The 25,996-nt window shown below is 66.8% G+C and carries 17 protein-coding genes; 9 read left to right on the plus strand and 8 right to left on the minus strand.

Annotated elements, in window-relative coordinates; genetic code table 11:
* The first annotated feature begins 12 nt into the window (after positions 1-12).
* From P7L68_RS04640 to P7L68_RS04670, 7 genes are all read left to right on the plus strand, one after another.
* Positions 13-1,158, plus strand: coding sequence for an acyl-CoA dehydrogenase family protein (locus tag P7L68_RS04640; RefSeq protein WP_371999425.1), 1,146 nt, complete (start codon positions 13-15; stop codon positions 1,156-1,158).
* Between the two features lie 51 nt (positions 1,159-1,209).
* Positions 1,210-1,890, plus strand: coding sequence for a glutathione S-transferase family protein (locus tag P7L68_RS04645; protein ID WP_371999427.1), 681 nt, complete (start codon positions 1,210-1,212; stop codon positions 1,888-1,890).
* A 155-nt stretch (positions 1,891-2,045) separates the two neighbouring features.
* Positions 2,046-2,438, plus strand: a complete 393-nt coding sequence (locus P7L68_RS04650) for a hypothetical protein (protein ID WP_371999429.1) — start codon at positions 2,046-2,048, stop codon at positions 2,436-2,438.
* 136 nt (positions 2,439-2,574) lie between these two features.
* On the plus strand, positions 2,575-2,952 hold the full coding sequence (locus P7L68_RS04655; protein ID WP_371999431.1) for a hypothetical protein: 378 nt from the start codon (positions 2,575-2,577) through the stop codon (positions 2,950-2,952).
* A gap of 104 nt (positions 2,953-3,056) precedes the next feature.
* Complete coding sequence (locus tag P7L68_RS04660) at positions 3,057-3,500, plus strand: hypothetical protein (protein ID WP_371999433.1); 444 nt, start codon at positions 3,057-3,059, stop codon at positions 3,498-3,500.
* A gap of 37 nt (positions 3,501-3,537) precedes the next feature.
* Positions 3,538-3,990 carry a hypothetical protein gene (locus tag P7L68_RS04665; protein WP_371999435.1) on the plus strand — a complete coding sequence of 151 codons (453 nt, stop codon included), beginning with the start codon at positions 3,538-3,540 and terminating at the stop codon, positions 3,988-3,990.
* A 108-nt stretch (positions 3,991-4,098) separates the two neighbouring features.
* Positions 4,099-4,926, plus strand: a complete 828-nt coding sequence (locus P7L68_RS04670; RefSeq protein ID WP_371999437.1) for a crotonase/enoyl-CoA hydratase family protein — start codon at positions 4,099-4,101, stop codon at positions 4,924-4,926.
* 685 nt (positions 4,927-5,611) lie between these two features.
* On the opposite strand, the gene P7L68_RS04675 is transcribed toward P7L68_RS04670, so the two are convergent.
* Genes P7L68_RS04675 through P7L68_RS04690 form a run of 4 tightly spaced genes read right to left on the minus strand, consistent with a single transcriptional unit; the run spans position 5,612 to position 12,697 of the window.
* Positions 5,612-6,517 (minus strand): LysR family transcriptional regulator, encoded by a 906-nt coding sequence (locus P7L68_RS04675; protein WP_371999439.1) that lies wholly within the window; start codon positions 6,515-6,517, stop codon positions 5,612-5,614.
* Positions 6,514-9,675: a type I restriction endonuclease subunit R gene (locus tag P7L68_RS04680; protein ID WP_371999441.1), complete on the minus strand. Its 3,162-nt coding sequence runs from the start codon at positions 9,673-9,675 to the stop codon at positions 6,514-6,516. The genes P7L68_RS04675 and P7L68_RS04680 overlap by 4 nt, the downstream gene beginning before the upstream one ends.
* On the minus strand, positions 9,672-10,958 hold the full coding sequence (locus P7L68_RS04685; RefSeq protein ID WP_371999443.1) for a restriction endonuclease subunit S: 1,287 nt from the start codon (positions 10,956-10,958) through the stop codon (positions 9,672-9,674). Before P7L68_RS04685 ends, P7L68_RS04680 begins: the two co-directional genes overlap by 4 nt.
* Positions 10,955-12,697, minus strand: coding sequence for an N-6 DNA methylase (locus tag P7L68_RS04690; RefSeq protein ID WP_371999445.1), 1,743 nt, complete (start codon positions 12,695-12,697; stop codon positions 10,955-10,957). The genes P7L68_RS04685 and P7L68_RS04690 overlap by 4 nt, the downstream gene beginning before the upstream one ends.
* Before the next feature lie 418 nt (positions 12,698-13,115).
* On the opposite strand from P7L68_RS04690, the gene P7L68_RS04695 reads away from it, so the two are divergent.
* Together P7L68_RS04695 and P7L68_RS04700 are read left to right on the plus strand one after the other, a co-directional pair.
* Positions 13,116-17,786 (plus strand): hypothetical protein, encoded by a 4,671-nt coding sequence (locus P7L68_RS04695; protein WP_371999447.1) that lies wholly within the window; start codon positions 13,116-13,118, stop codon positions 17,784-17,786.
* Positions 17,787-17,799: 13 nt separating this feature from the next.
* Positions 17,800-21,444, plus strand: coding sequence for a hypothetical protein (locus P7L68_RS04700; protein WP_371999450.1), 3,645 nt, complete (start codon positions 17,800-17,802; stop codon positions 21,442-21,444).
* A gap of 45 nt (positions 21,445-21,489) precedes the next feature.
* Here P7L68_RS04700 and P7L68_RS04705 read toward each other — a convergent pair whose 3' ends face one another.
* The 4 genes from P7L68_RS04705 to P7L68_RS04720 all read right to left on the minus strand — a co-directional run bounded on the left by P7L68_RS04705 (position 21,490) and on the right by P7L68_RS04720 (position 25,981).
* Positions 21,490-22,734 (minus strand): DUF6035 family protein, encoded by a 1,245-nt coding sequence (locus P7L68_RS04705; protein ID WP_371999452.1) that lies wholly within the window; start codon positions 22,732-22,734, stop codon positions 21,490-21,492.
* Positions 22,735-24,014: 1,280 nt separating this feature from the next.
* Positions 24,015-24,680 carry an N-carbamoylsarcosine amidohydrolase gene (locus P7L68_RS04710; RefSeq protein WP_371999454.1) on the minus strand — a complete coding sequence of 222 codons (666 nt, stop codon included), beginning with the start codon at positions 24,678-24,680 and terminating at the stop codon, positions 24,015-24,017.
* A gap of 45 nt (positions 24,681-24,725) precedes the next feature.
* A complete protein-coding gene (locus tag P7L68_RS04715; protein ID WP_371999455.1) occupies positions 24,726-25,040 on the minus strand; it encodes an NIPSNAP family protein in 315 nt (104 codons plus the stop codon).
* Complete coding sequence (locus tag P7L68_RS04720) at positions 25,037-25,981, minus strand: hydroxymethylglutaryl-CoA lyase (protein WP_371999457.1); 945 nt, start codon at positions 25,979-25,981, stop codon at positions 25,037-25,039. Before P7L68_RS04720 ends, P7L68_RS04715 begins: the two co-directional genes overlap by 4 nt.
* Between the last annotated feature and the right edge of the window lie 15 nt (positions 25,982-25,996).

The following is a 25,996-nucleotide window of genomic DNA, read 5'->3' on the forward strand; positions in this document are numbered from 1 at the left end:
GAGACGCCCCCCATGAACCTCCTGCGCTCCCCCTATCTCTCGCCCGAGCATCTGGAGTGGCAGGACACGCTCCGCCGCTGGGTGGCGCGCGAGATCACCCCCTTCGTCAACGACTGGGACGAGGCGGGCGAATTCCCGCGTGACCTCTACCGCAAGGCGGCGGAGATCGGGCTGCTCGGTCTCGGCTTTCCGGAAGACTATGGCGGGATCCCGGCCGACCGGTTCATGAGCATGATCGCCGGCCGGGAACTGGCCCGCTGCGGGGCGGGCGGCGTGCCGGCCAGCCTGCTCAGCCATACCATCGGCGCACCGCCGATTGTGAAAGCCGGCTCCGACGAACTGAAGGCCCGGGTGCTGCCGGGCATTCTGGCGGGTGAGAAAATCTCGGCGCTCGCGATCACCGAACCGGGTGGCGGCTCCGACGTCGCCAATATCCGCACGAAGGCCCGGCGCGAGGGCGACCATTACGTGGTCAGCGGCGAGAAGACCTTCATCACATCGGGCATGCGCGCGGATTACTACACGGTCGCGGTGCGCACCGGCGGGCCCGGCCGCGACGGCATCAGCCTGATGGTGATCGAGGCGGAAAGCCCCGGCTTCGCCCGCACGCCGCTGAAGAAGATGGGCTGGTGGGCCTCGGACACGGCGACACTGCATTTCGACGAGGTCCGGGTGCCGGCCGCCAATCTGATCGGCGAGGAGGGCTCGGCCTTCCGGACCATCATGCTGAACTTCAACGACGAGCGGATCGCGCTCGCCACCACCGCCTGCGCCTTCGCCCGGGTCTGCGTGGACGAGGCCGCCGCCTATGCCCGCGAGCGCACCACCTTCGGCAAGCCCCTGTCCAGCCATCAGGTCATCCGCCACAAGCTGGTCGACATGGCCCAGCGTGTGGAGGTGACCGAAGCCTTCATCGAAAGACTGGTCTGGGCGCTGGAAGCCGGCGACAATCCGGTTGCCCAGATCTGCATGGCAAAGAACCAGGCCACGCAGACCATGGCGTATTGTGCCTCGGAAGCCGTGCAGATCTTCGGCGGCGCCGGCTATATGCGCGGGGCGGCGGTGGAGCGGATCTACCGCGAAGTGAAGGTGAATGCCATCGGCGGCGGCGCCGAGGAAATCATGAAGGATCTGGCGAGCCGGCAGATGGGGCTGTAAGCCCCGCAGCCGTCGACGCCGGACGGACAGCACCCGGGAGGATTTGACGCCTTGCTGACCCTCTATCATTGCCACGACGCCCGGTCCTTCCGCCCGCTCTGGACGCTGGAGGAACTGGCGGTGGAGACCGGCGGCCCGGCCTATGAGCTGAAGATGCTGCCCTTCCCGCCCCGGGTGTTCCAGAAGAGCTATCTGGAGATCAACCCGCTCGGCACCATCCCCGCCCTGTTCGACGAGGGCCGGCGGATGACCGAATCGGCGGCGATCTGCCAGTATCTCGTCACCCGCTATGGCCCGACCAGCCTGGCGGTGGCGCCGGACGAGGCCGATTACGGCCCCTTCCTCAACTTCCTGCATTTCGGCGAGGCGACGCTGACTTTCCCGCAGACCCTGGTGCTGCGCTATCGCTTCTTTGAACCCGACGAGCGCAAACTGCCCCAGGCGGCCGACGACTACGCCAAATGGTTCCTGGCCCGGCTGCGGCTGATCGAGCAGATGACCGGCGAGCAGGACTATCTCTGCGCCGGCCGCTTCACCGCCGCCGACATCTCGGTCGGCTATGCCATCCTGCTTGCCCATTCGGTGGGGCTGGCGGGCGAACTCGGCCCCAATGTCCGCGCCTATTGGGAGCGGCTGTCGGGACGCGAGGGCTTCCGGCGCGCCAAGGCGGTGCAGCTGGCCGCCGCGGAAGACCAGGGTGTGCCGGTGCCGAAGATCGGGGTGTCCGGGTAACAGACCGCCCGGTATCGCCGGGGGTTTACCCGGCCGCTGCCGATGCCTTTGATCGGACGCGGCGGCATGTCAGGGATGGTGCCGGCGGATGGATTGGTGAGCCCGTCATCCGCCAGGCCACATCTTCGATATGCACCCGGGCCGGGATACCCGCCATGGCAGACGCCATCCATACACACGCGCCGGCAGCGCAACAGACGGACATTCTTGAACGACTGGCCCGGCTGCTGGCAGCCGCCGGCCGTGACGCCGCGCTTCATCACCGGCTGTGCCAGGCCCCGAAGGCCGTGCTGGCCGAGGCCGGCCTGGCCGTGGCCGACGGCGTTCAGGTGACCATCCATATCACGGACCCCGCCGATGCCGCGGCGATTGCCGAGGCGACCACCCCGGATCATCTGGTCCTGCCCGTCCCGCCGCTTGCCGGCCAGGATGCGCTGAGCGATGCCGATCTGGACCATGTGTCGGGCGGCAACCGGTTCTACGATCAGGTGCAGACCTTCGGCCCCTCGTTCACGACCGGCATCCCGGGCATATTCGGCCTGCGTTGACCGCGCAGGCCATAAGCCGGAATGAGACGGACGGCCGGATTTCAGAGACGGCACGAAAAGTCGGGCCCGGCCGCCCGCGCTATACTGCGGGCATCAGCCTGCGCGCGCGGACGCAGGACAGCGAAAGACCGATGCCATGCCCGACACCCCCGCCCTCGCCCCGACCGATCCGCTGCACCGCCTGGCCCGGCTGCTCAACGATGCCGCCCATGATCGGGCCCTGCACCAGCGCCTGCTGGCCGATCCGCGCGCCGCACTCACCGCGGCCGGCATCGCCGTGGACGACGATGTCCGTGTGACCGCCGAAATCACCCCGCCGGCCGAGGCCGCGGCCGTGGTGGCGCGCACCACCCCCACCTGGCTGATCCTGCCGGTGCCGCCGCTGGCCGGCGATACGGCGCTCAACGACAGCGATCTGGACCGGGTCGCCGGTGGCGGCTGGTTCAACGACCTGATCTCGGCCATCGGGCCGATCGCCGGATCGGGCATCGGCAAGCTGATGAACGGCCGTTGACCAGATGAGACAGACGGCCGGGTTTTAGAGACGGAGCGAAAAGTCCCGCCGGGCCGCCCCCGCTATACTGCGGTCATGACTGCACGCCAGCGGAAGCTTGTTCCATGACCGACGCCACTGCCGCGACCGAAACCGATGTCCTGCACCACCTGGCCCGGCTGCTGAACGATGCCGCCCACAACCCGGCCCTGCATCAGCGCCTGCTGAGCGATCCGCGTGCGGCCCTGGCCGAAGCCGGCCTGCCGGTCGACGATGTGGTTACCGTCACGGCCAGGATCACCCCGCCGGCCGACGCGGCCGCCGTCGCGGCGCAGACCACGCCCGACCGGCTGGTTCTGCCGGTGCCGCCGCTCGTCTCGGGCACCGAACTCAGCGATGACGAGCTGGAGGCTGTGGCAGGCGGCGGCGCGCTCGCCAACATGTTCAGCAACCTGATCGGCGCCGTCCGCAACGCTTTCGCCCAGATTTTCGGCAAGAAGGTGGATATCGCCGGCGCGGTCGCCCAGCACCATGCCGATGTGCAGGCCGCACGCGGCAGCCAGGGCTGACACCCCCAATCCTTCGCGCAGGGCCCGGAGATCCACCATGGCAGACATCCTTCACCCCACCGCGCCGGACGCCATGCAGGTGGAGATCCTGACGCAGCTGGCCGGGCTGTTTGATGCCGCCGGCCGTGACCCCGGGCTGTACGACCGGCTGCGCACCGATCCGCGCGCCGCTTTGGCCGAGGCCGGCCTGCCGCTGGCCCCGGATGTCGAGATTGCAACCGAGATGACGGCCCCGGCCGGTTTCGGCGCCGTGCTTGCCCGCACCACGCCCGCGCGCCTGGTGCTGCCCCTGCCCGAGCCGGCCGACGGCGAGTTGAGCGATGCCGATCTGGAGACCGTGGCCGGCAGCGGCGCGGCCGGTCGCTTCATCGCCCATCTGATGGCGATGGGCGCGGGCGTGCTCTTCGCCGTCGGGCTGTTCACAGGCCACTCGGTCAAGGGTGCGGCCGCCAAGACGATCAACGACATCTCCGCCGTCTACAACAGCTGACGGCTGCACGGCCGGTCAGAGGCATGTGCACGCCCTTGCGCTGACCGGGGCGATGGCGGACAATCGGGCAAATTGAAACGAACGTCTGATTGACGAGGAAACGCCCCGATGCCCGCCACCCCGCCCGCCTTCACCACCCTCGCCGTCACGCTGGAAGGTGCGGTTGCCCGCGTGACGCTGAACCGGCCCGACAAGGCCAATGCCATGAACGCGCCGATGTGGGTGGAGCTGAAGGCCGCGATGGAGTGGCTGGACGAGACCCCGCAGGCGCGGGTCGGCATCATCACCGGCGCCGGGCGCTTCTTCACCGCCGGCATCGATCTGGCCATGCTGGGCGCCATGAAGGACGAGGTCGCCGACGGCTGCGATGGCCGCCGGGGGGAGAAGCTGCGCCGCCAGATCCTGGCCATCCAGGACACCGTGACCTCGGTGGAACGCTGCCGCAAGCCGGTGATCGCGGCGGTGAACGGCCCCTGTGTGGGCGGCGGCATCGACCTGATCACCGCCTGCGACATGCGCTATGCGGCCGACGATGCCTGGTTTTCGGTGAAAGAGGTCGATATGGGCCTGGCGGCGGATGTCGGCACGTTGCAGCGCCTGCCCAAGATCGTGGGCGAGGGCATGGCGCGCGAGCTGGCCTATACCGCCCGCAAGGTGACCGCGGCCGAAGCCGAAGCCATGCGGCTGATCAACCGCCGCTTCGCCACCGTCGACGCGCTGAACGACGGGGTCGCGGCGATCGCGGCCGAGATCGCGTCCAAGTCGCCGCTCGCCATCCGCGGCACGAAGGAGATGATCACCTATGTCCGCGACCACTCGGTCGCCGACGGGCTGAACTACATCGCCACCTGGAACGCCGCCATGCTGCTGTCGGACGACCTGACCGAAGCGATGACCGCCTTCTTCGAAAAGCGCCCGGCGCGCTTCCGCGACTGACCCGCCCCAGGCGGCGCCGCCCGGGGCTGAACGCTCACGGGCGGCGCGCGGGCGATGATCACCGCCGGGATGACGACCGCGATCTTGCGCGCCCGGTCGGCCAGGGTCCCGGCCGATGCCAGGCCCTCGGGCATTTCATCGCGGACGCGCCGGTCCGGATAGCCGCGCTGCTCCGGCCACTGGCAGGATCATGGCAGGACCTTCCGACGGATGGCACAGCAGGCGGGGCCGGTCCGGATCTTCATCGGGCCCTGGCCTGAACGAAAGGCGGACCCCTGACGTCGCAGCATGTCGATCTACGGCATCATCCCTGGCCGGGGCGAGGCCTTTCTGGCGGTGTGCTGGCGGTGACAAGCCGGAACGACGCGGCCATCGCCCGGCGGCCGGGCGGGGGCCCGGATACCCGGCAGTTCACCTGCAATCCCGCGCAGCACCGCCTTGGCATGGGGGCGCGGGACATCGAAGATGTCGTCGATGACGTGGAAAGCCTGGCCCCGGAACAACCTCACGCGCCGCCGCCGCCAGATAGAACAGCCCCATCGGATGCGTGCCCCGGCTGCTGGTATGCAGCGTATCGGGCGCGCTGTCGGCGGTAACGAGCAGGATGCGGCGGATCATCGGGCGTCGGAACCTCGGCCGGAAACGAGTGCAAGACCCCGAACTTCCCACGAAACGTCACAGGCCATCAGCCCTGCCGCAACCGCTCGCGCAGGCGGGGTGCGGCATGATCCAGGAAGGCCTCGATCCGTCGCGGTGCCCGCTCGCGGCCCAGATACACCGCATGCACCACCTCGCTGTCGGCCAGGCAGTCGTCGAGCACGGTGACCAGCCGGCCGGCGGCGATGTCGTCGCGGACATGGTATTCGGCAAGCCGGGCCAGCCCCAGCCCGGCGCGGGCCATATAGCGCATGGTCTCGCCGTCGCTGACCTGGATCCGCCCCTCTACCTCGCGCGCCACCTGGCGGCCGTCGACCGTCATCGGCCAGACCGCGGCGGCGCGGCGGAAATTGAAGCCCAGGCAGTCGTGATCGACCAGATCGTCGGGCCGCCGCGGCACGCCGCGCCGGGCCAGATAATCGGGCGAGGCCACGATCCGCCGCCGCACCTCGCCCAGATGCACCGCGCGCAGGCCCGAATCGCCCAGCTTCCCCACCCGGAAGGCGATGTCCACCCGCGCCAGATACAGATCCACCACCTCGTCGGTGAAGGTGAGATCCAGCCGGATCTGCGGATATCGCAGGGTGAAATCCGGCAGCAGCGGCAGCAGGCAGTGCCGGCCGAAGGGGATGGAACTGTTGATCCTGACCAGCCCCGACGGCACCACCGCCTGGCCGGCGACTTCGGCCTCCATCGCCTCCAGCTCGGCCAGCAGCGCCTCGGCCCGCTCGCGGTAAACCTCGCCCTCGGGCGTCAACCGCAACCGCCGGGTCGACCGCTCCACCAGCCGCACCCCCAGCCGCGCCTCGATCCGCGTGATCAGTTTGGCGGTCGCCGACGGCGTCATCCCCAGCTCCCGCCCGGCCGCACTGAAGGCCCCGCGCGCCGCGACACGCAGAAAGACACGCATTTCCCAGGCGCGGGCGTCGGTCATGGGGTGGGGAGCCGGGAGGTGGGGGCGGACATAGCGGCAACGGCACGCGCCTGCGCCCGACCGCGCAATTCCTCGTAAAGCTCACCCGGCCCCAGCAGGATGTCGCGCAGGCGCTGGCGGACGCGCTCATTGTCCAGGGCCTGGCGGCTCATCGCGGTATGAGCCTCCAGCGCGTCCATGATGGCGTGAAGAAGGCTCTGATCAAGATCGGGGGATGCGGAGAACTGTTCCTTGCTGTTGCTGACCGCCTGCTCGCACAGGGTCTCGGATTCCAGCAGCTTCCCCTTGATGACGCTGTTGACGTAGATCAGCTTGTCGTCATCGGTCATGTCGCCTTCGAACAGGTCGTTGATCCGGGCGATGATCTCGGCCAGCAGGGCCTTTTCCTTGTCCCGGATTTCGCCGCTGCCCGGTGCGGTAAGGGGAGCCAGCTTCTCGGCCTCGCCCGGGCCCAGAGCCAGGGCACGGCGGCCGCGATTGCGCAGGGAATGATGGGTCAACACCACGCCCGACAGATCGACGCCCTCGCGCTCGCGGCCGAAATCGAGCAGGGGCAGCAGGCGGCGATAAAAGATCGCCCTTTTCTCGATATCGGTGTTGCCGTAATCGAAGATCTGCGACAGGAAGGTATAGAGCCGCAGGAAGGCGCCCAGATCGCCCTTGAACAGGACCAGCGCCGCCATCTCGTCGCGGGCGTCTGCTGCCGTTCGCTCGTCCCCGCTATCCCGCGCCGTTTCCAGCATGTGTTGCAGGGTCTTGTAGCGGCGGAGCAGCCGGTCGGCGACGGGGGCTATGGCGGCCTGAAGCTGTGCCTGGCTTCCACGCGGGTCCAGCTCCGCCGCAACCACCCGCTCGACCTCGTTGTCGTCATAATGGCCGAAGGCATCCAGCCGGCTGCGCAGGTCATAGACCAGATCCGGATCGGTAACCGCCGCCAGCTCCGCGGTTTCATAATAGGTCTGGAAGGCCGCCAGGATGTCTTCGGGCTCGTTGACGAAATCCAGGATATAGGTCGTATCCTTGCCCGGATGGGCGCGGTTCAACCGTGACAGGGTCTGCACCGCCTGAATGCCCGCCAGCCGCTTGTCGACATACATGCCGCAGAGCAGCGGCTGATCAAAGCCGGTCTGGAACTTGTTTGCCACGATCAGGATCTGAAAGGCGCTGGTGGCAAAGGCCTCGCGGATGTCGCGCCCGGCAAGATCGGGGTTGAGCATCCGGCTGGTTTCGGTGAACGGATCCGGCGCCAGCTCGGTATCCGTCACCTCGCCCGAAAAGGCCACCAGCGTGCCGATGGAATAGCCCTGCTCGCGGATATAGCGGGTCATCGCCAGCTGCCAGCGGATCGCCTCGCGCCGGCTTGCCGTCACCACCATCGCCTTGGCGGTGCCGCCCAGCAGGGGGGCCACGGTCTCGCGGAAATGCTCCACCACCACCTGCACCTTCCGGGCGATGTTGTAGGGATGCAGCCGCACCCAGCCCAGGATGCCCTTCATCGCGGCGCTGCGCTCCACCTCGCGCTCGTCCCATTCGCGGCCGCCGCTGGCCAGGCGGAAGGCCAGGCGATAGGGCGTGTAGTTCTTCAGCACGTCGAGGATGAAACCCTCCTCGATCGCCTGGCGCATGGAATAGACATGGAACGGCGCCGGCAGGTTGTCGGGGCCGGCCGGGCGCGAGGGATCGGGGCGGCGCCCGAAAAGTTCCAGAGTCTTGGCCTTGGGCGTTGCGGTGAAGGCGACATAGGTGACACCGCGCCGCGCCGCCCGGCCGTCCATGCGGGCGATCAGAAGATCCTCGCTGCCCAGCTCCCCGCCATCGGCCAGATCCTCAAATTCGCGTGCCGACAGCACCTCTTTCAGCTTCACCGCCGCCTGGCCGGTTTGGGAAGAATGGGCCTCGTCGGCAATCACCGCAAAGCGCTTGCCCTGGGTTGCGGCCAGCCTTTCCACCTCGTCCAGCGCGAAGGGAAAGGTCTGGATGGTGCAGACCACGATCTTTCTGGACCCGGACAGCGCGGCTGCCAGCCGTCTGCTCTTGCTGCCGTCGACATTGGTGATGGTCTCCACCACGCCGGTGGTGCGTTCGAAGGCGAAGATCACCTCCTGCAACTGTGCATCCAGAACCGTGCGGTCGCTGACCACAAGCACGGTATCGAACAGCTTTGTGTCGGTCGCATCATGCAGATCGGCCAGGAAATGGGCGGCCCAGGCGATCGAGTTGGTCTTGCCCGATCCGGCCGAATGCTGGATCAGATAGCGGCCGCCGGGCCCGTCTTCGCGCACCGCAGTCACCAGCCTGCGGATGGCGTCAAGCTGGTGATAGCGTGGAAAGATGATCGCCGCGATCCGCTTGCGGGCATCGCGGGTGGCGACGATATAGCGGCCCAGGATCTCCAGCCAGCTGTCCCGCGCCCAGACCTCCTGCCAGAGATAGGCGGTGGCATGGCCGTCGGGTACCGGCGGGTTGCCGGCGGCGCCGTCATGGCCGCGGTCGAAGGGCAGGAAACGGGTGGCGGTGCCGGCCAGTCGGGTGGTCATCCGCACCAGCGTGTTGCTGACCGCGAAATGGACCAGCGCGCCGCGCGGAAAATCCAGCAGCGGCTCGGCCGCGCCCTGGCCGCGCGGGCGGGGGTCGCGGTCGGTCCGGTACTGGTCGATCGCATCCTCGACCGCCTGGGTAAAATCGGTCTTGAGTTCGGCGGTGGCGACCGGAATGCCGTTCAGGAACAGCACCAGATCCAGGCAGTTCTGGTTGTGCAGCGAATAGCGCAGCTGCCGCACCACCCGCAGGCGGTTGGCGGCATAGCGCGCCTGCAATGCCGGGTTCATCCCCAGGGCCGGCCGGAACTGGGCCAGCATCAGCCGCTGCCGCAGCCCCAGCAGATCCACGCCGTGGCGCAGCACGTCCAGTGTGCCGCGATCATCCAGTTCCCGGCGCACCCGGTTCAGCAGCACATCGGCCGCATCGGCGCCGTGCCGCTGGCACATCCCCTCCCAGGCCTCGGGCTGGGTGTCGCGCAGCCATGCCAGAAGATCCTCGGGGAAGACGGCCCGCCGCCGGTCGTAACCGGCGGCGGCGGCCGGATCATACAGCCAGCCATGCGCCGCCAGATGGGCGCAGACATCATCCTCGAACGCGATCTCCCGGTGCAGACTCATGCCGCCTCCGTCGCCCCCGCCGCCACACGGTCCCGCACATCGATCCGGCCGGTGACGGCGGCGGAAATCAACGCGGCGCGGCGTTCTTTCAGGAGGGTGATGGCTTTTTGGGCCTCGGTGATGAGGGCTCCATACCGCTCCGTCTCCCGACGAAGATGGGCCGCAATATCCTCCTGCTCCTGGCGAGGAGGGAAAGCAAAACGATAACGCCGAAGAGCTTCGGCAGTCAGATGTTCGATGGTCGCTTGATTTCCTCCGGCAACGAATACGCCCTGACGAGTCGCGTTCTCCATGACGAACAAGAAAAATTCAGCAGTGTCCGCCATCTTATCATGAGGTCGAAGCCGGTGGAGTGCCTTCTGATAATAGCATTCCTCCATCTCCCCACGCCAGACCGCAGAGCGTCCCACGTAACTTCCGCCTTCATTTACAAGAAGATCCCCTGCTCTCAAGCTATATCTAACGCGGTCTTCCTGATCAAAATCCATCTCCGGAAGATCATCGATATTGATCTTATCCCACTGAACATCAAAAACCCGGAGATAAGGGCGCAGATTTTTGCCGGTGATTTTGTTTCCATCCAGCATCTTGCCGAGTTGAACCTCATAGCGGTAGGAAACCGGCACCACATCCCAATGCGCCGGCACCTCCCCCAGCCACGCAATCCCGCTGTCCTTCATCGGAACCTGCGGATCGAGCCCTTTGGTCACGGCCCGGGAAATGACCGCCTGCCGCTTTTCCTTCAGCAGATCGATCAGTTTTTCCTGTTCGGTGACCAGGGCGTCGATTCTGGCGGTTTCGCGGTCGAGGAAGGTGGCGATAAGCCTTTGCTCCTCATGAGGAGGGCGCGGGAGTATCCTTTCGTGCGCGAAGTCTCTCGGCAGTCCCGGCACACCTGTGTCCTGGGATACCGAACTCAACTCCGCAATGTGGAGCAGCCAAAACATCCATCTAATGTCTGGATCGCAAGATCTATTATCGACATAATAAACAGTATCGATCCCAAATGAACTGACATCACTCCAATTTAGAGCTCCACACGAACCTTTCCGACCAATAAATATTGCTGGGGATTCCGTATTTGATCGATCATGGTATCCCACGACACCATTTGAGCCAAAAACGGGCACCATACCTTCTTCGTTCCTGATATCGGCAGGAAGGGCTTCTCCGTAAGCGAAGCGTGCGAAGCGCTTCATTGGGCACACCTCCCAATGCGCCGGCACCTCCCCCAGCCATTCAACGCCACTGTCCCGATAGGCCGGATAACGCTGGAAGCTCATGCGCTCAACCCCTCGATCATCGCCTTGATCCGGTCGGTGGTCTGTTTGAGTTCGGCGTCGATCACCTCCAGCGGGCGGGGCGGGGTGAAGACGTAGAAATGGCGATTGAAGGGGATCTCATAGCCGATCCGGGTCTTGTCGTGATCGATCCAGGCATCGGGAGCATGGGGCAGGACCTCGCGGCGGAAATAGGCCTCCACATCTTCATCCAGCGGCACGTTTTCGGTGTCGCGGCGGCTGGTATCGGGGACCGGGCGGCCCTTCATTTTGCCGCGCTGGCCCAGGACGATGCGCCCCGCCTCGTCGCGGGTGGGGCGCTCCACCGTGATGGTGCGATAGCCGAAGGCGGTGTTGGGGAAGATGCGGGATACCGGCCGGCCATCGGCCTCCGCCTCGACGAAATGGCCGAACAGGCGGGTGATCTCGTCGATATGGGCATCCGACAGTTCCTTGCGCTTCGAGCCCAGGCTCTTGCGCATCTTCTGCCACATGGCCGAAGCGTCGATCAGCTGCACCTTGCCGCGACGGGGGGCCGGCTTGCGGTTGCTGACGATCCAGATATAGGTGCTGATGCCGGTGTTGTAGAACATGTCGGTCGGCAGGGCCACGATCGCCTCAAGCAGATCGTTTTCAAGCACGTAACGCCGGATCTCGCTTTCGCCGCTGCCGGCACCGCCGGTAAACAGCGGCGAGCCGTTGAGCACGATGCCGAAGCGAGAGCCGCCATCGGCCACCGGCCGCATCTTGGCGATCAGGTGCAGCAGGAACAGCATCGACCCGTCGGACACCCGCGGCAGGCCGGGGCCGAAGCGGCCGTTGAACCCCTGCTGGGTGTGCTCTGCCCGAACCTCTTTCTCTACCTTCTTCCATTCCACGCCGAAGGGCGGGTTGGAAAGCATATAGTCGAAACGTGCCGCCGGGTGGCCGTCATCCGACAGGGTGTTGCCGAACACGATCTTGGACACGTCCTGGCCCTTGATCAGCATGTCGGCCTTGCAGATCGCATAGGATTCCGGGTTCAGCTCCTGGCCATAGACGGTCAGCCGCGCCTTGGGATTGTGTTCGGCCAGATATTCGCCCGCAATCGACAGCATGCCGCCGGTGCCGGCGGTCGGATCATAGATCGTGCGCACCACATTGGGGCGGGTCAGGACGTCGTCGTCTTCGATGAAGATCAGGTTGACCATCAACCGGATGACTTCGCGCGGCGTGAAATGCTCACCCGCGGTCTCGTTCGACAGTTCGGCGAATTTGCGGATCAGTTCTTCAAAGACCAGCCCCATCTGGTGGTTGGTCACCTGATCCGGATGCAGATCGATCTGGGTGAAGCGCTCCGCCACCTGATAGAGCAGCCCGGCCTTGTGCAGCCGGTCGATCTGGTTTTGAAACTCGAACCGCTCGAAGATGTCGCGCACGGCCGGCGAGAAACCCTCCAGATAGCTCGCCAGGTTCTGCCGGATATCGTCCGGCGCCCCGATCAGCGTCTTCAGGTCGAGCGGCGACGTGTTACAGAAATTATGCCCCGCCACCCTGAGCACGAAGGGTTCGGGGTTGATCCCCTGGGCGCGCTTCGCCGCATGCTCCGCCAGCACCGCCGCCTTGGTGGGGGCCAGCACGCAGTCCAGCCGGCGCAGTACCGTGAAGGGCAGGATCACCCGGCCATATTCCGACTGCTTGTAGTCACCGCGCAGAAGGTCGGCGACCGACCAGATGAAGGCGGACAGGGACTGCTGATTCATGGACGCAAGAAACCTCGGACGGCATCACGACCGGCGTCACCGGCCCCCGGCACCACGGTGCCCGGCAACCACTTCCGCCAGCAAAGGTACCGCAGTATCCCGTCAACCCGCACGAGAAGGCAAGCGGGGGGGCCCGGCTGCCGGGCGACCCATGCCGCCCCCCATCGATCAACACAATTTATAGTTGCATCGTCAACAGTCGATCATCATGTTCGATAATATGCACATGATTGATCCCCATCTTCTGCAAGTGCATATTTCACGCCAATTTTTCGCCCTCCATTGAAATGATTCGACTCACTCTTCGCATATAGATTGCGCTACGGTCTGTGTGACGGGCCTCACATCCGCCCGCTTCGTACAGTCTTCCTGACAACATCATACAACTATTGATAGTGTATCGATCCGGGAGGGACGGATGCCTCAGGATGACCCGATGGCGGGGATCGCCCGCCTTTTGCCCGGCCTGAAGGCCGATCGGCGGACCCCGGCGGCAGATCTCGGCGTGCTGGCCGGAAAGATCGAGACCGGGGGCGCGAACATCCTGGCGGCGCGGCCGCAGGATGCGTTTTCGGTGCTGGCCATGGCCGGGATCGGGCCGGCGGCGGATCTGCGCGGGCTGGCGCCGTCCAGGGTGGCCGGGCCGTTCGTCGATCTGGACGGGCGGCGGCTGTTCGTCGATGTGTTCGAGGCGGGCAAGCTGACGCCGGTGATCCCGAAGGGTGAAACGACACCGCTGATGCTGGTCCCGGGCGGCTCGGCGCGGCGGATGCGCGATCAGATCGCGATCAACATCACCGCCGGCACGGTCTGGATCGCGGCGGGGCTGTTCTCCAGCAAGGCACCGGCGAAGGGCTGGGCCGGGCTGCCGGTTCGGGGCGGCACCGCCCGGTTCGCCGCGGCCACCACCACCGGCACCGCCATCGCCGCCCCGCCCAGGGGCGAAATCGTGCTGGAACTGGGCTATGAACCCGACCCGGCCAATACCTGCCCGGATGCGGCGATCACGGCACCCGCCAAGCTCACCATCACCATCGACGGCGGCAAGGCGACGGTTGCACTGGACGGCGGCGAGGCGCGGTTCGGCGGCACCACCCATGTCGTGGAGCCGGCGGAAAAGGTGGTGTGGCATGCCGCCGAAAACGGCCTCTGGTTCCCGGCCGACATCGCCCCCACGGCAATCGATGCCGCCGGGATCGACTGGCGGGTGGCCGGTTTCGATGCCGGTTTCCGCATCGCCCGCGGCGGCTGGCTGATCCCGGTGGTGGTGAACGCCGCCCCCGAAACCCTGCCCCAGGCCAGCACCAGCGGCCATTGGTGCCTGGCGCTGAAGGGCGATCCGCAGGTCGGCTGGGCGGGGCTGAATGGCCGGGTGCGGATCACCGATCCCACGCTGCTGATCGGCCAGGGCGTTTTCATGCTGATCGACCGCAGCGCCGCCGCCGATCCGGGGGCCGCGACCCGCTTCGATCTCTGGGCGCTGGGGGCCGACATCGCCGGCCGCCAGGGCATCACCGCCACACTCGCCACCGCCGGTGCGGTGGTGATCGGCTGCGCCGGCGCCGGTCGGCATTTCGCCATGGCCGAGGCCCGGCTGGCCGAACGGCTCGCCTGTCCGCGCGACCATGCCGGCCGGCCGGTCGCCACCCGCCCGGTCGCCGCCATGGTGATGATTTCCGAAGAAGCGGGGCAGCTGCGGGCCGATCTGATGGCGACCGGTTTTGCCGGCGATGCCCCGGGCAGCCTGCGCCTGGTGGTGGAAAACGCCGTGCTGGCGACCGGTCTGCCGGCGATCTACCGGGTTTCCGGCACGGTCGATGCCGATGGCGTGATCCGGGCCGGCACGCTGGATCTGGTCTTCGGCCTGCTGAACTGGCTGCCCACCCTGCCCGACCCCTATGTTTCGTCCTGCGCGGGCGGGCTGCCACTGCCCCAGGCCGGGGCGGCCGCACCCGAAGGGGTGCTGCGTGCCGCCGTCAGCTGGTCGGGCGACGGCCCACCGGCCCTCGCCTTCGCCGGCGACCTGCCGCCGCCCCTGCTGGGCTGCGACCTGCCGTCCAAGCCCGATCAACGGCCGGCACGCCTGCCCGATCGCGAACTGGCCGGCCAGACCGCCCAGGGCACGGGGCTTCACGGCGAGGCCCAGCAGGCCATCCGCGACCGCGCCCGCCGTGCCGCCGAAAAGTTCAAGGGCAACGAGGTCTGGCCCAAGGCACAGGCGGGCTTCAACGACCGGGTGGGCACGCTGGGCCGGCGGCCGGGCGTGGCGCTGCTCGACGTCTCGACCCGGCGCCATCAGATCGGCGTGGCATTCGAGACGAGACGCGACCAGCCCCTGACCCATGCCGTGCCCCTGCCCGGCGGCACGGCGCAGATCGAGGGGCTGCGGTTCAAGACCGGTCTCAGGGTCTTCGCCCTGCCCCAGATCCAGTGGGAACCGGTGCGCACGCTGGATGCGGATCAGGATCTGGCGACGCTCGGCTGGTTCCCCACCCCGCTCGCCTCGGCGGGCGACGGCGGGCCGGCGATGATCCGGGGCGCCGCGAAACTGCGGCCGGCCATTCCCGATCTGGCCCTGGAAGAGATGGTCGCCGGCTTCGGCAGCGGCGACCCGCTGGAGGTGCTGACCACCCTGCCCTTCGGCATGATGGCGAAGATCGAGATGAAGGGCGCCGCCGATGCCGATGCCGCGGCCGATACCGCCACCATGCTGCGACCGCGGTTCCATCAGGGCGGGCCGCTTGAAGGCGGCCATCAGCTGAGCCTGCGCGCCGGCACGCCGACCGCGGCGCCGCCCCGGCAGAGCGCCAGCTTCCGCGGCCTCGCCACCCAGACGCCCAATGGTGTCGATCTTGCCTCGGGCGCGCCGCTCAACATTTCGGTGCTGGGCGCCACCGCCGGTGCCGACGGCGCGGTGGAGGCGATGTTCAACAATGAATTCACCCTGTTCCGCCCCCGGGTGCCGGTCACCCGGCTCGATCTGTCGGGCTATGGCAGCAGCACCTTCAGCGACTGGGGCAACCCCTTTGCCGCCTTCGCCGAGGCGGCCAAGGTTCAGTTCCAGGTGATGGTCGGGCGCACGGCGCTGGAGGTGGTGAAATTCGTCAGCGTCATCTACCCCTGGGGGATCAGGGCGACGCGCACGGTCACCATCGAACGCCGCGGCGGAGGCGGGGTGCTGCGCCGCGACAGCGGCTGGCAGGCGGCATCCGCCGGGCTGTTCGATTTCCGCCATGTGCCCGAAGGCGGCGGCGCGCCGGTCGCCCCCGATTACGAGGTCCATCCGGGGTTGATCCGCGGGATTTACGACGTCACCCGCATCCGGCCGTCCGACCGGCCGGCGATCGATCTGCCCGCGGGCGGGCGGGTGCTGCCGATGTATTTCGATGCGGTGGCCGAGATCGGCACCGATGCCGCCCATACCCGCACCCCCGTGCGCGGCATGCTGGGCTGGCTGCATCTGCTGCCGGTGGGCGACCCGATCACCCCCGGCGAACTCGACCAGTTGCTCCGCGTCTATGGTCCGGCGGGCGGGCCGGTAGAGGTGTCGTTGCCGTTGGATGCGTCCGGCTTCCGGATGCGGCTGAAGCGGATAGAGGCGGCCGCAGCCTGGAACGGTCCCAACCCGGCCATCGTCGGCGCACTCGGCGGCGCGCCGCAATTCGGCGCGGGCAACGGTGCCTGGTCGGTGGCGGCCTTCCCCGGCCCGGCCCATCCCGACCAGCCGGGCGAGGCGGTGGCCGCCCCCGACGGCGTGGCGGTGCTGCGCGCGGGCGAGGCCGGCACGCCCTTGGGCGATCGCATCCACGTGCCCGCAGCCGCCCCCATCCTCACCTTCCAGGATCCGCAGGATCTGTTCGCAGGCGCCAACCCGCGCACCGATTACGCCTTCGTCCAGACCACGCCCACCCATGCTTTCGCCTTCCGGCGGCCCCGGATCCAGATCGGCAGTTCCGACATCACCGCCGGCCTGCCGGCGCTGTTCGCCGATGTCTTTGCCCGCACCACCGGTGCCGGGGTCTTCCCGCATCCCGATGCCGCCATCCCGCTCGGCGGCGTCGGCAGCCATCGCCTGAGGGTCAACCCGGCCAATGGCCGCTTCCGGCTGATGCCGCCGGTGGCCATGGCACCGGGGCCGATACAGATCGTGCTCTCGGACGATGCCGATGCCGGCAGCCGGATCGATTACGGCGCAAGCTCGATCACGCTCTCGATCGACGAGGACGGCTGGTCGCTGACCATGCCCAGGGTGAAAGTCTGGACCGATATTCTGGGGCTGACCGACGTCACCGGCCTGCAGACCGACATCGTGGGCGGCAGCACGCTCAGGCCCCGGCTCACGGCCATCCATTCGCTGATGCATCCGGTGCTGGAAAGCATCATGACCTTCCTGCCCGGCTTCTCGTCGCGTCCGGAAATCGCGCCGGTCGACCTGGCGGCCACCAATCTCAAATACAAGGTCAAGCTGAAGACCGTGGCCGAGAAGGAGGTCGAACTCGGCCCCCTGCATCTGAAGGTCGGCGGCGTGTTCGAGGCCGGCACCGACGAGGTCGACATTCCGCCCGACCTGCTGCCCGCCGGCAGCCCGCCCACCGAGGCGCCGGTCGAATTCGTCGGCGGCGGCATCTCGATCGGGCTGGAGGGCGAGATCCCGATGACGCCCTGGAAAGTGGTCTATGGCGCCGAATTCGGGCTCGGCGGCAAGACCTATATGCCGCAGCTGACCACCGACCCCTCGGGCGGTGGTGCAGTGGTCGGCAGTTTCTCCAAGGCGTCGTTCGAGCTGAAGGCCTATATCGGCATCGGCGTCGGCGGCAAGCTGGGGCCGTTCAAGGCCGAAGCCTCGGTCGGTATCGGCCCGGTGATCGTCTATGAGGGCGACTGGGGCTTCGGCGGCTTCGTGTTCTTCGATGCCAAGGTCGACCTGAAGGTCGTCACCGTCGGCGTCTATGGCGAATTCTCGCTGATGATCGTGAAGAAGGTCGACGGCGACTACGCCGCCTATGAAGGTGAGGTCGGCATCTACGTCAAGATCGTGTTCTTCTCGATCAAGGCCAGTATCGGTTTTTCCAAGGAAGACATGCTCTGAGGAGGCTCCGGCCATGGCCGCACCCCGCCTGTCGATTCTGCCTTTCCTTCAGTCCTGGGACGCACCCGCCGGCCGCCTGACGGTGAACCTGCTGCTGGTGCCGGTGGGCGACCCGGCCCAGCCGCTGGGGCCCCCCACCGCCCCGGCCTTCCAGGGCACGACGCTGCGTCTTGCCGCCCATATCTCGGATGATCCCGGGCGGGTGGCGACCCTGGCCGACGTGCCGGCCGGGGCGCAGGTCTTCGATCTGCCGCCGCCGCCGGACCAGGCGGCGCTGTTCGACTGGCTGCGCACGGAATTCAAGCTCACCCTGCCCGAGACGGTGCATGTCCGCAGCAACGACTTCCGGCTGCGCAAATACCTGCCGCTCAGCTATCGCCGCTCTCATGGTTTCGTGGCGCCGAAAACACCGCTCGCCTCGATCGACGACACCTATCACTGCCTGCTGAAATGCCCGCCGCCCCCGGCGCGCCCCACCCCGCCCGAAACCGACGAGATGAGCTGGGGCGAAGGCTTCGCGGTGCTGCTGCGCCAGCCGCCGATCGCCCGCGCCGCCGGGCTCATCCATACCGTCACGCTCGACCTGCCGGAACCGGCGCCGGGCCAGGCCCATCCGGGCGGCTGGCTGTTCTTCTCGCTGGCGGCCGGCCATCCCTTCGCGGCCGAGGCCGCCGCCGATCCGGGCTGGGCGAAGCTCTACGCCACCCGCCTGCCCCGGCTGGACCGGGCGGAGCCCCGGCCGGTTTTCACCGCCACCCTCTTCCCCGTGGCGGCGGATGCCGCGGCGGCGGCGGCGCTGGGGCCGCTCGACCAGGTCTTTCCGGAAGCGGCCGTCTTCGACGACGGCTTCGCCAAGATCGTTCATGCCCGCCAGCCGATCCATGCCGATGGCAGCGCCGAAGACGCGGCCGGCGGCCCGCCGCTCCGGCTCGACCCGGGCATTCAGCTGGCCTGGGACGACGAGGACACGCTGGTCGCCACCAACCGTGCCATCGGCACCGAGATGGACGGCTCTCTTCCCCCTGAGGCGCCGAGTGCCGTCTTCGGCTACCGTGTCGATGTGCGGGCGGCCGGCGATGCCGGCTGGACCTCGCTGCAGGCGGTCACCTCGCCCGGCTTCACGGTCGGCGGTGCGGCGATCCCCGCATTCGATGCCGAGGGCATCGTCGAGGTTCACCCCATGACCGTTGCCGGCCAGTTCTGGCTGCCGGTCTTTTTCGCCCGCTGGGCCGGCGGCTCGCTGGTCGCCCCCGGCGATGACGAAGTGCTGCTGCGCGGGCCGGCGCGAACCGCGGCGCTGCCCTATTCCGGCACCGGTGCCGATGCGGTGCCGCTGCGCTATGGCCGCGACTACGAATTCCGCGTGCGGCTGGCCGATACCACCGGTGGCGGCCCGGCGGCGGATACCGATCCGGTCAACCCGGCCGCGGCGCCGGTGGCACGCCAGGCCTTCCGCCGGATGATCCCCCCCGGCCCGGTGCGCAGCCGCGACCTGGACGGGGCCGGCGCCCACACGCCCCGGCATTTCCAGATCCAGCGGCCGCGGATCGGCTATCCACAGGCGGTGTTCACCGGCTTCCCCGGTGCCTTCGACCATCTGGCGGCGATCGGCCGCGCCAATCAGGGCCGGCCACCGGCCGCCTGGGTGGTGCCCGACATGCCCGATCCGGATGCCGAGCTGCTGGAGATCCGCGTCCTGGTCCAGGCGCCGCGCTTCGACCCGGCCGGCGGCGATGCCAGCTTCACCGAGCTTTACCGCACCACCCGCGCCTTCCCGGCGCTGGTCGATCCGGCCGCCCCGGCGGTGCTGGACCTCACCCTCGACTGGGTGGATTGCGCGCGCCTTTCCGACATCGCCTGGCCGATGGATGGCGGCCTGCCCGGCGCCGGGCCGGTGGTGGTGCCGCGCGGCCGCAATGTCCGGGTGCTGGTGCGGGCGCTGGGCCGTGCGGATCCGGGCTATTTCGGGTCTGAGGCCGCGCGTCTGGGCAGCCCGGGAGAGCTGTGGCCGGGCACGGTGACGGTGCCGCTCTCGCCCGAACCGCCACTGTTTGCGCCGACCACCGATCAGGAGCGTCTGGCCTCGGTCTTCCTGCAACCGGAAGTGCCGCGCGCGGCCGAAACCGCGGTGGCGGCCGCCCAGCCGGGGGCCACGAAGCTGATGGTCACACGGCTTGCCGCCGCAACCGGGCTGGTGGCAGAGGACGGCACGCTCTACGGCGTCCCCGGCCGGCGCACGGTATTCGGCTGCGCCGGGCTGAAACATCACCTGGCGCCCGATGGCGGCGCGCTGACCCTGACCAGCCCGGTGGAGCTGGAACAGGTCTGGCTGAACCTGGTGCGCCTCAGGCTGGATCGCGACTGGAGCTGGACGGGGTTGTCCAGCCCCGCCGTCACCGTCTCGCGGCGGGTGGAGCTGCTGCCGATCGGCCAGATCTCGACCCGGTCGCTCGGAAGCATATCGGTCGATCATGCGATCAACGGCCAGGCGCTCAGGGCCGCCCCCGACCGCGAGAGCCTGGATCTGGTCTTCCTCGACGCGCTGGAACCGCCCACCGGCCCCGACGGCCACCCTTACGAGGTCCGTCTGACCTATAGGCTGACCGCGCGTTTCGACGATGGCGGCACGCAATCGGTGGAGGTGGAAACCCGGCTGCCGGTCGCAACCGCGCCCAAGGTGGCGCCGAAACTGGTCTCGGCCGGCCATGCCTTTTCCGACTACACCATCCTTGGCGATTACGAGGCGACCGGCCGGCGGCGGCGCATGCTCTGGCTGGAATTCGAACCCGACCCCGCCCGCGACCCGCGCGACATCATCTATGCCCGGGTGCTGCACCATACCCCGGATCCGATGCTGATGCCGGGCTGGGAACCGGCGGCCGACCCCGCCCCCTATGCCGGGCTCGACCTCGACCCCGAGGCGGTGCGGGTGATCCGCCCCGGCCAGGGCGACGACCATGCCGGGCTGAACGCCATGCAGCCCCTGATCAAGGCGGTGGACAGCGACGTGCATTACGCCCTGCCGCTGCCGGCCAATCTCTCCAGCCAGTCGCCGGAACTCTTCGGCTTCTTCACCTATGAATTCCGGGTCGGCCATCCGCAGGGCACCGAGGCGGCGCCCTTCTGGTCCACCGCCCAGGGCCGCTTCGGCCCGGCGCTGGTGATCGAAGGCGTGCAGCACCCGGCGCCCGATCTCGCCTGCGCCATCCGCCGCACCCGCGCCGGCATCACCGCCAGCGCCGGCTATGCGGTGGCGGTGCAGGATGGCCGGGTGATGCGCATCCAGCCGCCCAATACCGAGATCTGGTTCGTGCTCTACGGCCGGGTCATGCAGGCCGACGGCCAGAGCTGGCGCAACATCCAGCTCGACCTCCGCCGTGCCCACCCGGCCCCCCGCCGCCCGACCCATGGTCGCCCGGTCGCCCGCCACCTGCCGCCCACCGGCCATGCCGCCTGGACCACGGCCGACATCGAAGCCCGCCTCGCCGCCTTCGGCTTCGACGACGCCACGCCGCTCACCGCACTCGCCATCGAACTCCTCCCCGAACCCAACGGCGCCTTCGACGCGCCGCTGGCGGGCGATCTGGGCCAGGTGAGGATCCTGCGCACCTCGCCGCTGGTGTCGGTGGGTGGGGCGTGTTGTCCGCCGGAGGTTTGAGGGGCAGACCTGTGCGGCGCGTTGACGTGCCGCACAGGCTGAGGCCTACGCGCCTTTTCGCGGGCCACCATCCAATGAAAACTGCAAGCGGCCAAAAGCACCTTCCGGAAAGAACACGTTGAACACCTGGCCGGCGGTCATGTCCGGAGGTGATACAGCACCATATTCGGCTTCATTGCGTTCGCATTTTCGGGCGATGGACTCCACCTTCAGAAGTCCCGGCCTGACTACATCGGCAAGCAATCTGAAGGCATGCGACCAACGGCGCCGCTTCACCGGTTCGAGCAATAGAGAATTGATAAGGTTAGGCAGATCAGATAGATGTATTCTCGTTTGAACAGTAATTTCGTTTCTACGAAGTGTTGCCAATGCACCGAATGCGGCCATTAGATCATAAGATGAACCCAACGCATCCCATTGCATGCCACCGAATCTTGTAGCAACTTTATTCCATATTATTTCTGCCGTGGCATGATCATTGATCTTCAATGCTTTGTAAAAATTATCGCGGGCGCCGGCCAGTTCTTTATCCCTCTCGACGAGACGATTCAGATAAGCATCATAAGAAGCATGAATTGATCGAGGACGACTACCCGCTGTTCCCCAGTTCAAATCCTCTGGAGAAACAATCTTTGTTTTCCACATTGGAGAAAACTGCTCTGATACCGCCCCTGGTAGAAGCCGGTGGAGCTTGAAACGCGGTGCACCGACCTTCCGTGCCTCCGCCATAACCTCGTCATCCAGCCCAAGAATCTGGCCGTCATTCCGCAGATAGATATCCTTGAAAGCCCGCCGGTCAGATTGCCAGTTGGAGCTGTCGACAACCCAGACCAGCCGGATGCCGTTGGCTGCATAGAAATCTTCCCGACGGACGATGTTCGGGAGTTGGGTTGTCGCCAGCTGGATTTCGAAAGCTGCAGGATCACCGCGCCACGATTTCGCGAAAACATCCGGGAAGGCATATCCCGTCTCACCCGCTCCTTTTATATACTGTTCCTGACTGACACGGGCGCTGGCCGTGTCCGGATCAAACTCCAGGTTCTCCTGGATCATCGCTTTCAGTTTTTTATGGCGATCGCTCTCTTGATTGCCGCCGAATTTCTCGGCGTCTATCGATCGGACATCTCGCGCATTCGCTGATGCCCACAGGCAATTTTTAACTTCCGTACCGAAATGATAACAATGGCGGCGGCCCCTGGTGGATTCCCGCGCATAGACGGGGTGTCGGCAACAACCACACCGCAGAAGGGGCTTATCGGTTTTACGGGATCGGGTTGCCTTGGCACGCAACTCGGTCCATTCGGTTTCTGACAGCGAATGCAGGTATGAGTCAGCGCGGATTGGCTCATCCAAAGCCCTTCCATCATCTATGAATACTGCCTCGACTGTCAGTCCACCGATTCTCATGGCCACATAATATAATGAATGTGAGCGCTCGCTAAACGGAATAAGGCGAGCACGGTCAGCAGGTTCATAGTCAGGCCCACTACCCTTGAGTAGGTCGGCTCGATACGAGCTGACTTGCCATTCAAGCCGTCTCTCAGATTCTGAAGTCGTGACGTACGGCGCGAACGGTCAGACAGGACGCGCTCATGGCCAGACAGAAGCATGCAGCCACCGCCAAAGCCGTTCTGGATACGCTAGGGCGGGGCGATACCGGCACCATATCGCGGCTCAATGCCAGGACCTGATATGATGGTCATGCTCGATAACAAATTCTCTGGCACCTACGCCAAATGAGGGGCCAGTCCCCGCTCATGATCATCCGTCACATCTGGCGTAGCGACTTTCCTTGAGCAAAGCAATTTGCAGATAGTTCTGACATAGAATGCTATGCGCCACGTTACATCCAACAGCGGATCCCCAGGTTTTCTGCGGCTCAGGTGCGTGGATTGAAACACTGCCCCGCATAGAAATGCTCGGACGCCAAGCGGCAAATGGCGCGGAAAATCTTCCGCGTTGCGGCACTGCGGAGTGACGCAAACATCTGTACACCTTCTGTGTACACCCGGCACGCCTAGGCAAAATCTCTAGGAACGATTTCCGGAGCAACTGCAGAAGACGCACTTCTGCTCATGGATCGTGCTTCTATGCCTGGACTCACGAAGCCGAGTGGGTTTAGGATGCCGTCTGCTTCCCTTCGGAAAAGCGAAGGGCCCGGTGCTTCCAACACCGGGCCCTTCCGAAGGGAGCTATCGTTATAACCGCTCAAGCTACTTCGAATAGGGAGGTAAGTCCCCTAAAAGCTCCTTCATACACACTCAGGGTAACAGGGGACCTCTTCTCATTCAAGGTGCTTTCGCCTTGAAGAAAGGTTCCGCACATGCGGACATATCGCACACCTTCTCGGAAGATATCTCCCTCTGATGTTCCGTTCATCAAGCGGCGCATCCTTAACGGAGAGTTCCTGAACCGGATCGCTGCTGACTATGACGTGAATCCAGGACGCATCTCCGAGATCAAGACTGGAAAATGCTTCGGCGATATTCCGCCGGCGCCATGACGCCGGTGGAATGAGAGCAGAGATCGGGGAGGCTTTGGCATCCCCGATTTCGTTTCTGAAAGGAGCATCAGCCACAAGATGTTGTGGATTGAGGGGTGGTCCCCTCACCCCCCAACCGCGCAATCACCTCCTCCACCCCCACCACATCGGCATATTTCGCCTGCAGATCGAACAGATTGGCCTCATGCGGCCCCGGCGCCCGGTCGCCCACCGCTTCGCGGACCACGATGGGGATGAAGCCGTGCTGGAGGGCGTCGAGGGCGGTGGCGCGGACGCAGCCGCTGGTGCTCACACCGGTGATGATGGCGGTATCCACGCCGAGCGCCGTCAGCGTCGAGGCGAGCGAGGTGCCGAAGAAGGCGCTGGCATATTGTTTGGTCACCACGATTTCGCCGGGCGCGGGCTCCAGCCCGCGGGCGAAGCGGCCGAGCGGTGAGCCGCGGTCGAAGACCTTGAGCGCTGCGACCTTGCGATAGAACAGCCCGCCATCGGCGCCGCCCGCCTGGTATTCGACATTGGTGAAGATCACCGGTATCCCGGCGGTGCGGGCCGCGGCCAGCAGACGGTGGATGGCCGCCAGCATGTCCTCCACCCCGGCATAGAGCGGCGAGCCGGGCTCGAAATAGGCCTGGACCACATCGACGATCACCAGCGCCGGGCGCCGGCCGAAGCCGAGCGCGCCCATGAAGCCGGCGCCCTGATAGTCCGTGGTGAGATCGGTGTCGGCGGTCATGGGCGGATCCTCGATGGGAAGGGACGATGCCGGACGGGGGGGCAATCAGCGCAGCGGCGAGAAGGCGGTGGGCACCAGGATGCGGTTTTCCATCGCCTGGATGAACGGCGTCACCCTGGGCAGGAAGGCGCGCCAGTCGTCCGAGGCGGCGAGTGCGGCGCGGCGCCTCTCGCGATCGGCCATGTCCTCATAGCCCCAGAGATGGACCACGCCGTTGATCATGCCGACCTCGGTGGTGAAATAGCCGATCAGATTGCCCAGGATCGGCCGGATGATGCCCAGCCCCTCGCGCTCGAACACGGTCAGGAAGTCGCGCAGATGGGCGGGGGCGATGGTGTAGCAGCGTTCCTCGACGATCATGCCGGCATCTCCCGGCGGGCAGCTTCCTTCGCCTGCGCCTCCTTCGCCTGTGCCTGGCGCCACCAGGCCGCCATGCGCCCGCCCAATGGCCGGTCGAGCAGGGTTTCGGCCAGGGCGACCGCATCGAACAGCCGCCGCCAGTCGATACCGGTCTCGATGCCGGCCTCGCTCAGCATGAAGACCAGATCCTCGGTGGCGAGATTGCCGGCGGCGCCGGGCGCGAAGGGGCAGCCGCCCAGGCCGCCGAAGGCGGCGTCGAAGCGGCGGATGCCCGCCTCCAGCCCCGCCCAGGCCATGGCCAGCGCCAGGCCGCGGGTGTCGTGCAGATGCAGGGCCAGCCGGTCGGTGCCGACACCGCCGGCCAGTGCGGCGACGATGTCGCGGATCTGCGCCGGGTTGCCGGCCCCGATCGTGTCGGCGATCGCGACCTGATCGGCGCCGGCCGCGAACATCTCTTCGGTCAGCGCCACCACCCGGGCCAGCGGGGTTTGCCCCTCGTAAGGGCAGGCGCAGGCGGCGGCGACATAGGCGCGCACGAAAACGCCCTCGGCCTTCGCCCGCCCGATCACCTCGCAGCAGACGGCGCGGGCCTGGTCCAGCGACATGTTGATGTTGCGCCGGTTCAGCGTCTCGGTGGCCGAAAGCACCAGCGCCACCGCCCGGGCGCCGGCGGCGGTGCCGCGCTCATAGCCGCGCATGTTCGGCACCAGCGCCATGTAGTCGACGCCCGCCCGTGCCGGCAGGCCGGCGAGCAGGGCCTCGGCATCGGCCAGCTGGGGCACCGCCTTCGGGCTTACGAAGCTGGTGACCTCCAGCGAGGTGAGGCCGGCCTCCAGCAGCAGCCCGGCCAGGCGCAGCTTGTCGGCGGTGGCGACATGGACCGGCTGGTTCTGCAGCCCGTCGCGCAGCCCGACCTCGGTGATGGTGACGCGATCGCTCATCCGCTCTACTCCCCT

Source organism: Tistrella mobilis (assembly GCF_041468085.1).
Classification (GTDB): domain Bacteria; phylum Pseudomonadota; class Alphaproteobacteria; order Tistrellales; family Tistrellaceae; genus Tistrella; species Tistrella mobilis_A.

Coding starts and splice junctions, on each gene's coding strand:
- P7L68_RS04640 (WP_371999425.1), top strand. CDS start 13: ATGAACCTCCTGCGCTCCCCCTATCTCTCGCCCGAGCATCTGGAGTGG.
- P7L68_RS04650 (WP_371999429.1), top strand. CDS start 2,046: ATGGCAGACGCCATCCATACACACGCGCCGGCAGCGCAACAGACGGAC.
- P7L68_RS04655 (WP_371999431.1), top strand. CDS start 2,575: ATGCCCGACACCCCCGCCCTCGCCCCGACCGATCCGCTGCACCGCCTG.
- P7L68_RS04660 (WP_371999433.1), top strand. CDS start 3,057: ATGACCGACGCCACTGCCGCGACCGAAACCGATGTCCTGCACCACCTG.
- P7L68_RS04665 (WP_371999435.1), top strand. CDS start 3,538: ATGGCAGACATCCTTCACCCCACCGCGCCGGACGCCATGCAGGTGGAG.
- P7L68_RS04670 (WP_371999437.1), top strand. CDS start 4,099: ATGCCCGCCACCCCGCCCGCCTTCACCACCCTCGCCGTCACGCTGGAA.
- P7L68_RS04675 (WP_371999439.1), bottom strand. CDS start 6,517: ATGACCGACGCCCGCGCCTGGGAAATGCGTGTCTTTCTGCGTGTCGCG.
- P7L68_RS04680 (WP_371999441.1), bottom strand. CDS start 9,675: ATGAGTCTGCACCGGGAGATCGCGTTCGAGGATGATGTCTGCGCCCAT.
- P7L68_RS04685 (WP_371999443.1), bottom strand. CDS start 10,958: ATGAGCTTCCAGCGTTATCCGGCCTATCGGGACAGTGGCGTTGAATGG.
- P7L68_RS04690 (WP_371999445.1), bottom strand. CDS start 12,697: ATGAATCAGCAGTCCCTGTCCGCCTTCATCTGGTCGGTCGCCGACCTT.
- P7L68_RS04695 (WP_371999447.1), top strand. CDS start 13,116: ATGCCTCAGGATGACCCGATGGCGGGGATCGCCCGCCTTTTGCCCGGC.
- P7L68_RS04700 (WP_371999450.1), top strand. CDS start 17,800: ATGGCCGCACCCCGCCTGTCGATTCTGCCTTTCCTTCAGTCCTGGGAC.
- P7L68_RS04710 (WP_371999454.1), bottom strand. CDS start 24,680: ATGACCGCCGACACCGATCTCACCACGGACTATCAGGGCGCCGGCTTC.
- P7L68_RS04715 (WP_371999455.1), bottom strand. CDS start 25,040: ATGATCGTCGAGGAACGCTGCTACACCATCGCCCCCGCCCATCTGCGC.
- P7L68_RS04720 (WP_371999457.1), bottom strand. CDS start 25,981: ATGAGCGATCGCGTCACCATCACCGAGGTCGGGCTGCGCGACGGGCTG.